The following is a 14072-nucleotide window of genomic DNA, read 5'->3' on the forward strand; positions in this document are numbered from 1 at the left end:
CTTGTATATTTTAAGTGAGGTGATTGCATTGAACGGCTTTGAAAGAGTAAAAGAAAAGAAAAAGCGTGCCATTAAAGAAGCAGCATTCGTATTATTTTCAGAACGTGGATTTAATGAAGTGAAAATAGAACATATCGCAAAAGAAGCAAACGTTTCTCAAGTTACAATTTATAATCATTTCGGAAGTAAAGATGCGTTATTTAGGGAGCTTATACAAGAATTTATCATATCTGAATTTCAATATTATAAAGAGCTTGCAGAAGAAAAATTACCTTTTCATGATATGATGCAAAAAATGATTGTAAGAAAAATGAATACTGGCGGGTTATTTCAACCTGATATGTTACTGCAAATGATGCAAAGGGACGAAGAACTCCGTAAGTTTATTTATAGTTATCAAAATGAAAAAATCCTGCCCTGGTATTTGGAAATATTAGAACGAGCTCAGCGCAAAAACGAAATTAATCCACACCTTACTAAAGAAATGATGTTACTTTACATTCAAATGTTTACTAAATTAGGTGATGATTTTGGGGCACAACTTCTTGAAGGAGATCGTGAAAAACATATACAAGATATCGTTACGATGTTCTTTTATGGACTGTCCGTCCCAAAAAAATAATTTTTCTAAAGAACAAATAGAATCACCAAAAAGCCCTTTGGATATTTAAATCTCAAGGGCTTTCTCATATCAAATAAATAGCTAAAACTAACTTTATCTTAAAGAAGTTAAATGCTGCTTTATAGATAACACCTTATTATAGATTAACTCTTTTAGCATAACAGGCTGAATCGAAATAATCGTTTCACCGAAATTCAGAAAATAATTTGAAATAAAATCAGATTCTTGCTTGTTAAAATAGCCTGTTATAATGTAATTTTCATTTTCCTTTTGCAACCTCATGGAAGGGTAATTCTCTTTATCAAAAATGTCTTTTCCTTTTTGATTAACAATGACGCTAAAATCAATTGCATCAGGCTTCCTGTGAAAAGTAGTAAGATAACTTAATAATTCTTCAAGATTTTTTGGATGAACATTGCTTGTTTCCACAATAGAGAGAATTTTATCACATCTAATTATTTGAACATGATTTGTCTCAAAATTAAAGATTTTAGCATACCACTGGCCAAATTTAGATTCTATTCGAATAAATTGGACAACCAATGCTTTCTCCTCACCTTTTTTTAAATATGTTAAATGATAAACTCGCTCAGCAAAAATCCCCTGTAAAATTTCTTTTAAGAACGGACTAAAATTACTATGATTTGTTACTTCAAAGGAAAGCGTTAGTTCCATGATTGAAATATTTTTACTCACATTATCAGGTAATACATGTTTAAATTTATTTTCAAGCGCAATACTTTCTACATTAAATGGTTTTGTCTTGTATCCATTTAGCGTAAGAATTGAAAAGTATAACGCATACATTTCATCCACACTAAAATAAATTGGTGATAACACATTATTTTCTATAATTTTATAACTTCCATTTCTACCCAGTTCAGAATATATGGGTACACCTATTTCTTCCAATGATTGAATATCTCGCAACGCGGTACTTTTAGAAATATCATATCTAGCCATTAAATCTTTTAAATTAAAATATCTTTTATTCTTTAAGAAAATAAGCATATCATTTATTCGTTCCGTTTTTTTCATATTTCCCTCCCAAAAAGGTGTCATGTATTGAAACCCTTTTAATCTATATTATAATTATCAACTAATAAAGGAGTTATATATTTATGACATTAGAAATAGCTATTTTTCTTTCAATGAATGGGCAAGCAAAGGAGGCGATTAATTTTTATATACGTAATTTAGAAGCTAAAAAGTTAATGATTGTTACGTATGAAGAACTGGCGAAAAGAGATAGTTCTTTTAAAATTACAAGTGAAAATAAAGATCATATTGCTCACTCTGTTTTACAAATTGGGAATACAAAGCTAATGATAGCAGAAGATACAATGAATACTAATGAACGTTATAACGTTGGAAATAACATGTCACTTTGCATTCAAAGCGCTAATTTAGAAGAAATACAAAGGTTTTATAATAATTTAATTTCCGATAAGCATGTGAAAATAATCTCTCAGCTAGAAAAAAATATATTTAGTGAAGCATATGGTATTATTGAAGATCCTTATGGCATACAAATCCAATTAATGTATGATAAACGACTAAACTAATTAATTAATCATATTCACATATTCCTAATAAAAAAGACACGAAATTCGTGTCTTTTTATTTTATAGAAATGACTCTACCCTTTTCACTGCTTTCAATCGCTAATTGAATCAGTTTAATAACATCTAAACCTTCTTTTGCTGTTACAGGTAGTTCCTCACCATTTAATATACTATCTCGTACACCTTTATAATAATTGTCATAACAACCGACTTCTGTTGGAATACGCTCTAAGCTTTCTTCTGTTTCTAAAGTAGCAAAATTCTCTTCATCGTCTACTCCATAACCGTTATCCCCTGGCTTCATTCCATTTTTTAATTGCTCTTCCTGTGAATCCATACCGTACTTCACGATAGAACCTTTCTCTCCATGCACTATAAAATGTGGTCCAGCTTTTTTCACATAACTGCTACTACGTAAAATGACACGTTTTGCTCCGTAATGAAGTACTATGTGGAAATAATCATCCACCTCTGCACCTGGTCGTTGTTTTATTACATCTGCACTTATCGCATCTGGTTTCCCGAATATTGATAACGCTTGGTCAATTAAATGCGATCCTAAATCGTATAATATACCGGAACCTGGTAGATTTTTTTCTCTCCATCGATCACGCACATGTGGACGGAAACGATCAAAATTCGATTCATATGCGTATACATTCCCTACTCTGTTTTCTTCTAACAATTTCTTAATCGTTAAGAAATCATTATCAAAACGCCGATTATGATATACGCTTAACATTACATTATACTGCTCTGCTAATGTAATAAGCTCTTCCCCTTCTTCAATTGAAACAACAAATGGTTTTTCTACAACAACATGCTTACCGTTTAAAATTGCTTCTTTTACATATGGAAAATGAGTTGTATTAGGTGATGTAATAACAACTAAGTCAACATCAGCTCGCTTCACCAATTCATCAATTGTACTAACAACATTAGCGTTTGGTAATGTTTCTTTTACTACCTCTTCTTTTGAGGATAATACAGCTCGAATATCATATTCTTCTATTGTTTGTAATAGTGGGATATGAAATGTCGTACTAGAAAAACCAAATCCTACAATCCCTACACCTATTTTTTTCATGTTGCCCCTCCATTTGTGCCGCTTTAACGGGCAGTAAGATTCCTAACTCAAAATTTAGCGAAAGCTAAGAAATTAGGTGAGGAATCAACTGTTCGTTAAAGCCCGATTGGTTCAACTAATAATCAGTGAGGATGAAGAAAATCCCCATTGATTAAAGTTTCACTTTATGAGAACGATTTCATTCAGTTATTATAACAAGATTATTATTATTTACATAATAAATTGCCTAGAAAAAAGCATCTTGCTACTATTCATAGCAAGATGCCCTCTTTATTCTGGTCTTTTCTTCGTCCACGTTTCTACTACTTCACCAGTATCATTTACATCTAGCACTAGGCTACCATTACTATACCGGTCTTTATTTCGATACGCTTTCGGATCAATCTCTTCTACAATGTTTTTCTCTGTCTTCATGTAAACTAATTCATCGTCCCGAACAATTTCAATACCGACAATGCGGTACGGATTACGTTTTAACTCTTTGAAAATAACAAGACCTCGCTTCGCCCTCGTTGATTTTTCAATTTCTGATGCTTTTAGACGTTTTACAGCACCACGCTGCGTTACGAGAATAAGTTGATCTTTATCACCATTTAACGGTTTACCAGAAGCGACATAGTCATCTTCTTTTAAATTAATTGCTTTCACACCAGCAGCTCTTACACCGACTGGACTTACTTCATCTTCATGGAAAATAAGTGCATATGCACCATGTGTAGCAAGAACGATATCACTCGTTCCATCTGTCGCAAATATATCGACAACTTCATCATCTTTTTTCAAGTTTACAGCAACGAATGCCCTTGAATAACGCTGAACTTTATATTGATTTAATTCTGTTTTCTTTATCATACCATTTCGTGTTACAAATACGATAAATCGTTTTTCTTCCTCAAAGTTCGGTACAACCGTTGCCCAAATGATCGTTTCATCTCGGTCGAGTGAAACGATATTTGCAACGTGCTGACCTAAATCTTTCCAACGAATATCTGGCATTTCGTATACTGGAAGATATATATAGTTCCCTTTACTTGTGAATAAAAGAACTGTTTCAGTCGTATTCGTATCGAATCGTTCAAGTAAGATGTCACCCTCTTTCATACCGAAGTCTTTGCCGTTTGATGCATTATGTGAGCGCCATCCAGTACGTTTCACATATCCTTCTTTCGTTACAGTAACGATGACATCTTCTTGTGGAATCATCACTTCTACGTCTATTTTAATTTCTTCAATTTGTTCTTCAATAATAGCACGGCGATCATCACTATATGTTTTCTTAACTCTCTTCAAATCAGTTTTAATGACTTGAAGTAATCTTTTTTCACTTTGTAAAATTGACTGTAGCTCTAGAATTTTCTTATTAAGCTCATCTGCTTCTTCTTGTAACGCCGTAATGTCTGTATTCGTTAAGCGATATAATTGCAAGGAAACAATTGCTTCCGCCTGTGCTTCTGTAAAGCCAAATTTTGCACTTAAATTATCTTTCGCATTACGTTTATCTTTTGAAGCTCGAATTGTCTCGATTACTTGATCTAAAATCGATAATGCTTTCTTTAAACCTTCTACAATATGTTGACGATTTTCTGCTTTTCTTAATTCATATTGCGAACGTCTCGTAATAACCTCTTTTTGATGTCCAATATAAGCATCCAAAATTTTTGGTAATGTCATAAGTGTTGGACGACGATTATTAATCGCTACCATATTAAAGTTATATGGAATTTGTAAATCTGTATTTTTATATAAATAATTTAAAATACCTTCGGCGTTTGCTTCTTTCTTTAATTCAACAACAATTCGTAAACCAGTACGATCTGTCTCATCACGCACTTCAGCAATACCATCTAACTTTTTATCTAGACGTAATTCATCCATTTTCTTTACAAGGTTTGCCTTATTCACTTCGTAAGGAATTTCAGTGATTACAATTTGTTGTTTCCCACCGCGCACTGTTTCAACTTCTGCTTTTCCGCGAATAATAATTTTACCTTTACCTGTTTCATACGCCTTTTTAATACCATCAATCCCTTGAATAATACCGCCTGTTGGGAAATCTGGTCCTTTCATAACTGTTAATAAATCATCAACAGTACTATTTGGCTTATCAATACGCATCATTGTAGCATCAATAACTTCTCCAAGATGATGCGGAGGAATTTCTGTTGCATAACCAGCGGAAATCCCTGTAGATCCGTTCACTAATAAATTCGGGAACGCTGCTGGTAATACAACTGGTTCTTCACTCGTATCATCAAAGTTTGACACGAATTCAACTGTTTCTTTATCAAGATCACGTAATAATTCAGATGCGATTGGTGATAAACGAGCTTCCGTATAACGCATTGCTGCCGCTGGGTCCCCATCAACACTACCGTTATTACCATGCATTTCAACTAAAACATTACGTACTTTCCAAGTTTGGCTTAAGCGTACCATTGCTTCATATACAGAGGAATCTCCATGTGGATGATAATTACCGATAACATTACCTACTGTTTTAGCTGATTTACGAAACGCTTTATCATGTACATTACCTTCTACATACATAGAATATAAAATACGTCTTTGTACTGGCTTTAAGCCATCACGTGCATCTGGAAGTGCACGATCTTGAATAATATATTTACTATAACGTGCAAAGCGATCACCTAACACGTCTTCAAGCGGGAGGTCATGAAACTTCTCTGCTTGCATGTTATTCCACCTCCGTCTCCATAATCATTTCATTTTCTAAAATATTTCCTTCTTCTTGCATACCAAACTGTACATTACGTTCAATCCATTTACGGCGCGGTTCTACTTTATCGCCCATTAATGTTGTAACGCGACGCTCTGCTCTTGCTGCATCATCAATTTTCACGCGAATTAATGTACGCGTTTCAGGATTCATTGTTGTTTCCCATAATTGATCCGCATTCATTTCACCAAGCCCTTTATAACGTTGTAACATATAGCCTTTTCCAACTTTTTTCGTTACACCGTCTAATTCCTCATCTGACCAAGCGTATTCAATTACTTCACTCTTACCTTTTCCTTTACTTACTTTGTATAAAGGAGGGAGTGCGATAAACACTTTACCCGCTTCGATAAGTGGCTTCATATATCTGTAGAAGAACGTTAATAACAATACTTGAATATGAGCTCCATCCGTATCGGCATCGGTCATAATTACAACTTTATCGTAGTTAATATCTTCAACATCAAATTCATTTCCTACACCGCCGCCAATCGCATAAATGATTGTATTAATCTCTTCATTTTTAAAGATATCAGCAAGCTTTGCTTTCTCTGTATTAATTACTTTACCACGTAATGGTAATACGGCCTGGAAACGACGGTCTCGTCCTTGTTTCGCTGAACCACCAGCAGAGTCACCCTCTACTAAATACAATTCGTTTTTCTGAGGATTACGTGATTGTGCAGGTGTTAACTTCCCGCTTAACGTACCTTCTGATTTTTTCTTCTTCTTACCACTACGTGCTTCTTCTCTCGCTTTACGAGCAGCCTCACGTGCTTGCGCTGCTTTAACTGCCTTTCTCACAAGAAGTGTAGCTACATCCGGGTTTTCCTCTAAAAAGTAAGCTAAATGCTCTGATACAATGGCATCAATAGAAGAACGAGCTTCACTTGTACCAAGTTTCCCTTTCGTTTGTCCTTCAAACTGAAGTACTTCTTCTGGTACACGTACAGAAACGATAGCCGCTACACCTTCACGAATATCTGTACCTTCTAAATTTTTATCTTTTTCTTTTAATAATGAAACTTTACGAGCATACTCATTGAACACACGCGTCATTGCTGTTTTAAATCCAGCTTCGTGTGTTCCACCATCTTTTGTACGTACGTTATTTACAAACGAAAGAATATTTTCTGAGTAACCATCATTAAACTGGAATGCTAGTTCTGCTTCAATCCCGTTTTGTTCACCAGTGAAATATACAACCGGGTGAATTGAATCTTTTTCTTCGTTTAAATATGAAACGAAAGCTTCGATTCCTGTTTCATAATGAAAAATATCTTCTAAATCATTACGTTCGTCTTTTATCGAGATTTTCATTCCTTTTAATAAGAATGCAGATTCACGTAATCTCTCACATAATGTTTCATAATTGTAATTTGTCGTGCTGAAAATCGTTGTATCTGGTTTGAAGTGCATTGTCGTACCAGACTCTTTTGTTTTCCCGATTTTCTCTAACGTCGTTGCAGGAACGCCACCATTTTCAAAGCGTTGTTCATAAATGTTACCATCACGTTTAATTGTTACTACTAACCATTCTGACAAAGCGTTTACAACTGATGCACCAACACCGTGTAAACCACCACTCGTTTTATAGCCACCTTGACCAAACTTACCACCTGCATGAAGTACAGTTAAAATAACTTCAGGTGTAGGTTTCCCAAGTTTATGCATTCCCGTAGGCATTCCTCGCCCTTTATCTATAACGCTAATACTATTATCTTTATGTATTACGACTGAAATTTCGTCGCCAAATCCCGCTAACGCTTCGTCAACGGAGTTATCTACTATTTCATATACTAAATGATGCAATCCACGGCTATCCGTACTCCCGATATACATACCCGGGCGTTTTCGAACGGCTTCAAGTCCTTCTAACACTTGAATCGCATCTTCATTATATTGGAACTGATGCTTCGCCAAACTCCTTGCCCCTTTCCTAATCCAAAATCAGAACATATGTTTCTATTATAGAATAACGCCTCGACTATAGTTTTGGCAAGTTATCTTATCTCTTTTATATACCATCTTCAATAGAAAAATCCTTGTTTTCTCACAAGGATTCCTCTAGGCTACTATTTCAGAAAAATAATCGTTTGTCAACGAGAAATGGATATGTATTCCAAGATTACACATTCCAAACCTTTATTATGATCCAAATGATCAAGATCCAAAATGGGATTACAAATAACAATCCCCAAAAACAGCCTTTAAAAAATCTCATGATGAACACCTCGTTCATCGGCCCTACTTATCTATAATGAGGGCTGAATCAATCTTTCTACTTTTAAATCTATACTATTTTGTCATCGCATGTTCTACTTTAATACAACGATCCATTATTACAGTATAGTCTTTTTCTTTTAAAAGTTTATATGTATCTTCATCTTGTACTCCTAATTGTGCCCAAAAAACATCTGCATCAATCTCTACAAATTCTTTTGCAACATCCATTAAAAACTCTGAGCGACGAAATACATTTACTATGTCAACGTGTTCCTTAATATCCTTTAGTGAAGAAACTGCCTTTTCTCCAAGCACCTCATCTACTGTTGGATTAACTGGAATAATACGGTATCCAGCATCTTGCATTGCTTTTGAAACCATATACGATGTACGTTCTGGCTTATCTGATAATCCAACAACCGCAATTGTTTTGCTTTTCTTTAACACTTCACCAATTTCCGTACGAGTTGGGTTTTCAATTGTCATAATTAATCCCTCCTATTCCTTTAGTATAGCCGATAAAGAAAGTCTCTTTCAATATGAAAGAGACTTTCTTTTATTTCGATTATTGATTCTTTGTAGCTGAATTATCTGCTAAAGTAGCCGATTTCGTCATTTTTTGACCGTTACGGTAGAATGTAACTTCTACTTTCTCGCCTACTTTTTTCTTTTCATATAAATATTTACGGAATTGAAGTGAGTTTTCTACTTTTTGATCATCTAATGCTACTACAATATCATATTGCTCTAAACCAGCTTTTTCTGCCGGTGATATTGGGTAAATTTTACCTAATACAACACCGTTTGTTACTTCTTTCGGTACTTTCAATTGATTGACTGCATAAGCTTGCACATCTTCTAACGAAACGACACCTACTCCAAGAGCTGGACGTTTTACTACTCCGTCTTTTTCAAGTGATTCAATAACTGGCTTTGCGATATTAATTGGAATAGCAAATCCAATTCCTTCAACTTCTTGCTGTGCAATTTTACTTGAATTAATCCCAATTATTTCACCATTTTGGTTAAATAATGCACCACCACTATTACCAGGGTTAATCGCTGCATCTGTTTGAATAACTTGTGCTTGCCAATCTGGTCGTTTATCGCCATCAATATCAACTGGAATTTCACGTTCTTTACTACTAATAATGCCTTCCGTTACACTTCCATCAAATCCTAGTGGGTTCCCGATTGCAATTGCTTTTTCACCCGCACGGATTTTACTTGAGTCACCTAAAGTTGCAACTTTATTCACATTAGAGCCGTCAATTTCAACAACAGCTAAATCTAACCAAGGATCTTTCCCTACTAACTTTGCATCTACCTTTTTACCATCACTTAGTTTTACAGCAAGTTTATTTGCACCATCTACTACGTGGTTGTTTGTTACAATATATGCTTTATTTCCTGCTTTTTTATAAATAACACCTGATCCTGAACCAGCTTGTTGTTCTTGACCTGTCGGTTGCATTGCAAATGGATCAACACTTTGCTGCATATTAATAACACCTACAACAACGTCTTTCGCTCCTTCAATCATACCAGGTAAATCAGTTTCATTTTTCGCTTTATTTACAACAGGAACTACAGTACCTTCTACTTTTGAATCCGAACTAAATGATGATACTGGTGCTCCATTATTTTGAGCCCATGGCATATATGGTGCTGCAAAACTAATCGAAACCGCTCCGACTACAGCTCCCACTAAACCTGTGAAGAAATAGCCTTTTTTACTACCTGATTTTCTCACTTCTCTCGTTTCACTATGCTCTTCATTTAAATTTGGTCCGTCGTAATATCCCATGTTTTATTTCCCCTCTCTGGTGAATTCGTATTTTCAGTATAGTCACGTTTTGTGTCCTTCTTGTGAACTCATCGTGAAATCCAATTAAAAAAATACTCCTATCTAACATTGTAGACAAGAAAAGTATTTTTTGTACATTTTACCTTCAAAAGAGAGTATAAAATCGCCATTTTCCTAGACTAAATTACACAAATCGTTCTAGATTATTCTTCAAATTTATAACCAACTCGAATAACAGTACCGATATGCTTCGCTTTATCTCCTAACTTATTTCGAAGTTTTTTAATATGAGTATCAACTGTTCGGTCATCACCGTAATAGTCATATCCCCATAACTGGTCTAATAAATGTTGACGTGATAAAACGATTCCTTTGTTCTCCATTAAATAAACGAGAAGTTCAAATTCTTTATGTGTCAATATAATTTCTTCTCCATCTACTAAAACAGTTCTAGATAGACGATTCACTTCAATTCCAGCTAAAGACATAGCATTTTCTTCCGCTACACCTACCGCACCATCCGCACGTTTCAATAACGTCTTTGCACGAGCTACTAACACTTTCGGGCTAAATGGTTTCGTTACATACTCGTCTGCACCTAATTCGAAACCTAGCAATGTATCATCCTCATCCGAACGCGCTGTCAACATAATAATTGGTACTGCTGATTCTTTTCGAATTCGTCTACAAACAGACCATCCATCTATTTCCGGTAACATAATATCTAACATAATTAAATCAATTTCATGCTCTGCAAATAACTCTAACGCTTTTTTCCCATCTTCTGCTTCGATTACTTCAAAGCCTTCATTACGAAAATAATCACTAACAATTTCACGTAATCTTCTTTCATCTTCAACAAGCAATACTGTTTTGTTCATATAATCTATCCCGCCTTTTTACTCTTTCAATCGAATAATACGTTGATTGGAGCTTCCGCGAAATGGAAGTGTTAAATCTTTTTCCTCAATTTCAAACCTTCCATCGACTAAAACATCCCCATAATGTAACAACTCTATCATATCATTATTTTGAGAACTCTGTATCTCTTCTAACGTATAACCTGTATACATCCATAGGTTTTTTTTCAAATCTTTCACGATTTTTGCTACCTTTTTCACTTCAGCAGCTTGAAAAAATGGATCTCCACCTGAAAATGTTACATCAGTTAATGGATTACTTGCAATCTCTTTCACAATTTCTTCTACTGTCATTTCCGTTCCGTTGCAAATATTCCACGATTTCGGATTGTGGCAACCAACGCAACGATGCGGACAGCCCGCAAAAAACACGACTGTCCGCAATCCTTCTCCATCTACTACACTATCATGAATAATATTCATCACTTTCATTTATGTTTCACCCGATCTATCTCTTCACTACGTTTCGCACTATTCCACTTTGACATATCTCCTACAAGATAGCCTGTTATACGGCGAATTCTTTCTATATTAGCCTCATCTTCATTCCCGCAACTTGGACATTCATTCCCAATAACCCCGTGATAACTACAGCACTTACAACGGTCAACAGGATGATTAATTGAACCGTATCCAACGCCATATTCTGCCATGGCTTGTACAATTTGTTTTAATGCCTTTTTGTTATGCATTGCTGCTCCGTCTAGTTCAATATAAGTAATATGTCCCCCGTTACATAGAGCATGGAACGGACCTTCTAAACGGATTTTATTTATCGCTTGAATGTTATAATAAACTGGAATATGGAATGAATTCGTATAGTAATTATGGTTCGTTATACCGCTAATCACGCCAAATTCTTCTCTATCTTTTTTCACAAACTTCCCTGATAATCCTTCTGCTGGAGTTGCAATTACTGAAAAATTCAGTTGATGTTCTTCTGTCGCTTTATCCATTCTATCTCTCATAAAGGAAATAATTTCATACCCAAGTTTCCATGATTCTTCATCTTCCCCATGATGCTTTCCTGTTAAAGCTACTAAACATTCCGCAAGACCGATAAAACCAATACTTAACGTCCCTTGTTTTAAAATCGAGGCTACGGAGTCTTCAGGATGCAACGTTTCTCCACCACGCCATACACCTTGTGAATATAAAAACTGAAAATCTCTTGCTCGCTTCGTACATTGATACGCAAATCTTTCTAATAGCTGCTTAATTCCTAAATCTAAATAATAGTTTAGCGCTTCAAAAAACGCTTCTTTTGAACCACTAATTAACGCTAATTTCACTAAATTGATAGACGTAAATGATAAATTCCCTCTACCAATCGCTGTTTCTTCTCCATGTATATTAGACATAACACGGGTACGACATCCCATGTAACATACTTCACTTTCTGGTCTTCCATCATAATGCACTGCATTAAACGGAGCATCTAAAAATGAAAAGTTAGGGAATAATCGCTCTGCCGTTGTCTCTAATGCTAATTCAAATAAATCGTAGTTCGGATCACTTTCTTCAAAATTCACACCTTTTTTCATCTTGAAAATTTGAATCGGAAAAATCGGTGTCTCTCCTTTACCAAGTCCAGCTTGTGTCGCTTTTAAAAGTTGTTTAATTAACATTCTTCCTTCTTTTGATGTATCTGTTCCGTAATTAATAGAAATAAACGGTACTTGTCCTCCGCCCCTACTATGCATACTATTCGAATTATGAACGAAAGCCTCACACGCTTGATACGTATCATTTTCCGTTTCTTTCCATGCAAATTCTTCTATTTGTTCTTTCGTAAGCGGATATGATTGTAATCGTTTTTTATGTCTCTCAATTGTTTTTCGTACATAAGGTGCTAAATCAATATCAAAGAGTGCAAACGATTGACCACCATGCTGCATATTTTGATTCGCTTGAAAAATAATAGACGAAAGAGCCAATGCACTTTTAATGTCTTGCGGTTGTCTCATATGTCCATGTCCAGTATGAAAACCGTTAGCAAGCATTTGCGCTAACGGAATTTGCGAACAAGTCGTCGTTCCTGTCGCATAAAAATCTAAATCATGTGGATATAATATATTTTCATTTATCGCTTTTTTCACTTGATCTGACAATAAATTCTCAACAGCATAATATTTTGCACTCTCAGATGCGAACGTTCCCATTACACCCATTGGAGAGCGGCCGTCTACATTTGCATTTTCTTGCATTAAATCTTGTTCATTGCCGTGGACTATCGTCTCGAACACTTTCATTAATTCTTCTCCACGTGTATTATTTTGTAACATTTATAACCCTCCACCAATATGTTGTTGTCTTTTGATTAAAATGTTACTACATATAGTCTTGCTGTTTCTGTGAGAAATGTAACATTACTGTGAAATTTTTTTCACGAAATAATGAATTTTTCATTTACAAAAAAGAAATGTGCTCTTTACAAATGTATGGTACAATATACGGGAAAAACTCTTTTTACCCTTTATCAACACATTTGAATAAAGGAGACTGAACTTATGGTTACTACATATCTTTTATTTATCGTTGCCTACTTGCTTGGCTCGATTCCATTTGCACTAGTTGTTGGAAAAATTGGCTACGGAATCGATATTCGTGAGCACGGGAGCGGTAATCTAGGCGGAACAAACACATTCCGTACATTAGGGAAAAAAGCAGGTTTTACCGTTACAATTGCTGACATTTTAAAAGGGACATTAGCAACAAGTCTACCAATGATTTTCGGATTAGATATTCACCCACTATGGTTCGGGTTAGCGGCTGTTCTTGGACATGTCTACCCGATCTTCGCGAAATTCCGTGGTGGTAAAGCAGTTGCAACTTCTGCTGGGGTGCTATTATGCTATTCACCAGTTGTTTTTGCAATATTGGCTGTTGTATTTTTCACCCTTTTATTTACAACAAGATACGTATCACTTTCTTCTATGGTAACAGCAGTTGTTGCTGTTATTGCATCCATTGTTAGCGGGGATAAAATCTTCATTATTGCGATGTGTTTATTAGCAGGTATGGTTATTTATAAACACCGTGCAAATATCGGACGAATTATAAATAAAACTGAACCAAAAGCAAACTTTTCAAAAAAGCAAAAATAAG

12 protein-coding genes are annotated in these 14072 nt (G+C 35.1%); 3 read left to right on the forward strand and 9 right to left on the reverse strand.

The genetic code is table 11. The features are described 5' to 3' along the window. Positions 1-19 precede the first annotated feature (19 nt). The gene (locus QCI81_RS04910; RefSeq protein WP_146632306.1) at positions 20-622 is read left to right on the forward strand and encodes a TetR/AcrR family transcriptional regulator; all 603 of its coding nucleotides are present in this window, start codon (positions 20-22) and stop codon (positions 620-622) included. A gap of 93 nt (positions 623-715) precedes the next feature. On the opposite strand, the gene QCI81_RS04915 is transcribed toward QCI81_RS04910, so the two are convergent. Then, entirely contained in the window at positions 716-1684 is a 969-nt protein-coding gene (locus QCI81_RS04915) for a helix-turn-helix transcriptional regulator (protein ID WP_071731626.1), read from the reverse strand. A gap of 59 nt (positions 1685-1743) precedes the next feature. Here QCI81_RS04915 and QCI81_RS04920 point away from each other — a divergent pair, with 59 nt between their 5' ends. Further along, positions 1744-2187 carry a VOC family protein gene (locus QCI81_RS04920; protein ID WP_000171338.1) on the forward strand — a complete coding sequence of 148 codons (444 nt, stop codon included), beginning with the start codon at positions 1744-1746 and terminating at the stop codon, positions 2185-2187. A gap of 55 nt (positions 2188-2242) precedes the next feature. On the opposite strand, the gene QCI81_RS04925 is transcribed toward QCI81_RS04920, so the two are convergent. From QCI81_RS04925 to QCI81_RS04960, 8 genes are all read right to left on the reverse strand, one after another. Beyond that, entirely contained in the window at positions 2243-3274 is a 1032-nt protein-coding gene (locus tag QCI81_RS04925; protein WP_071731627.1) for an oxidoreductase, read from the reverse strand. Positions 3275-3544: 270 nt separating this feature from the next. Beyond that, complete coding sequence (gene parC, locus QCI81_RS04930) at positions 3545-5968, reverse strand: DNA topoisomerase IV subunit A (RefSeq protein ID WP_001147467.1); 2424 nt, start codon at positions 5966-5968, stop codon at positions 3545-3547. A 1-nt stretch (position 5969) separates the two neighbouring features. Beyond that, positions 5970-7934, reverse strand: coding sequence for a DNA topoisomerase IV subunit B (gene parE / locus QCI81_RS04935; protein ID WP_001062197.1), 1965 nt, complete (start codon positions 7932-7934; stop codon positions 5970-5972). A 375-nt stretch (positions 7935-8309) separates the two neighbouring features. Beyond that, the gene (locus QCI81_RS04940; RefSeq protein WP_000151390.1) at positions 8310-8723 is read right to left on the reverse strand and encodes a CoA-binding protein; all 414 of its coding nucleotides are present in this window, start codon (positions 8721-8723) and stop codon (positions 8310-8312) included. A 79-nt stretch (positions 8724-8802) separates the two neighbouring features. Then, a complete protein-coding gene (locus tag QCI81_RS04945; protein ID WP_000542643.1) occupies positions 8803-10044 on the reverse strand; it encodes a S1C family serine protease in 1242 nt (413 codons plus the stop codon). A gap of 203 nt (positions 10045-10247) precedes the next feature. Next, complete coding sequence (locus QCI81_RS04950; RefSeq protein ID WP_001044679.1) at positions 10248-10925, reverse strand: response regulator transcription factor; 678 nt, start codon at positions 10923-10925, stop codon at positions 10248-10250. Positions 10926-10943: 18 nt separating this feature from the next. Beyond that, positions 10944-11396, reverse strand: a complete 453-nt coding sequence (gene nrdG, locus QCI81_RS04955) for an anaerobic ribonucleoside-triphosphate reductase activating protein (RefSeq protein ID WP_000867076.1) — start codon at positions 11394-11396, stop codon at positions 10944-10946. Continuing rightward, positions 11393-13249: an anaerobic ribonucleoside triphosphate reductase gene (locus QCI81_RS04960; protein ID WP_071731628.1), complete on the reverse strand. Its 1857-nt coding sequence runs from the start codon at positions 13247-13249 to the stop codon at positions 11393-11395. The genes nrdG and QCI81_RS04960 overlap by 4 nt, the downstream gene beginning before the upstream one ends. A gap of 225 nt (positions 13250-13474) precedes the next feature. Here QCI81_RS04960 and plsY point away from each other — a divergent pair, with 225 nt between their 5' ends. Beyond that, positions 13475-14071 carry a glycerol-3-phosphate 1-O-acyltransferase PlsY gene (plsY, locus tag QCI81_RS04965; protein WP_000258974.1) on the forward strand — a complete coding sequence of 199 codons (597 nt, stop codon included), beginning with the start codon at positions 13475-13477 and terminating at the stop codon, positions 14069-14071. Position 14072 lies beyond the last annotated feature (1 nt).

It is taken from the genome of Bacillus cereus group sp. MG20 (assembly GCF_040459885.1).
Lineage (GTDB): Bacteria > Bacillota > Bacilli > Bacillales > Bacillaceae_G > Bacillus_A > Bacillus_A cereus.

Bases quoted from the DNA above. Each gene is read 5' to 3' on its own strand.
- QCI81_RS04915 (WP_071731626.1), bottom strand. From the start codon at position 1,684: ATGACACCTTTTTGGGAGGGAAATATGAAAAAAACGGAACGAATAAAT.
- QCI81_RS04920 (WP_000171338.1), top strand. From the start codon at position 1,744: ATGACATTAGAAATAGCTATTTTTCTTTCAATGAATGGGCAAGCAAAG.
- QCI81_RS04925 (WP_071731627.1), bottom strand. From the start codon at position 3,274: ATGAAAAAAATAGGTGTAGGGATTGTAGGATTTGGTTTTTCTAGTACG.
- parC (WP_001147467.1), bottom strand. From the start codon at position 5,968: ATGCAAGCAGAGAAGTTTCATGACCTCCCGCTTGAAGACGTGTTAGGT.
- QCI81_RS04940 (WP_000151390.1), bottom strand. From the start codon at position 8,723: ATGACAATTGAAAACCCAACTCGTACGGAAATTGGTGAAGTGTTAAAG.
- QCI81_RS04945 (WP_000542643.1), bottom strand. From the start codon at position 10,044: ATGGGATATTACGACGGACCAAATTTAAATGAAGAGCATAGTGAAACG.
- QCI81_RS04950 (WP_001044679.1), bottom strand. From the start codon at position 10,925: ATGAACAAAACAGTATTGCTTGTTGAAGATGAAAGAAGATTACGTGAA.
- nrdG (WP_000867076.1), bottom strand. From the start codon at position 11,396: ATGAAAGTGATGAATATTATTCATGATAGTGTAGTAGATGGAGAAGGA.
- QCI81_RS04960 (WP_071731628.1), bottom strand. From the start codon at position 13,249: ATGTTACAAAATAATACACGTGGAGAAGAATTAATGAAAGTGTTCGAG.
- plsY (WP_000258974.1), top strand. From the start codon at position 13,475: ATGGTTACTACATATCTTTTATTTATCGTTGCCTACTTGCTTGGCTCG.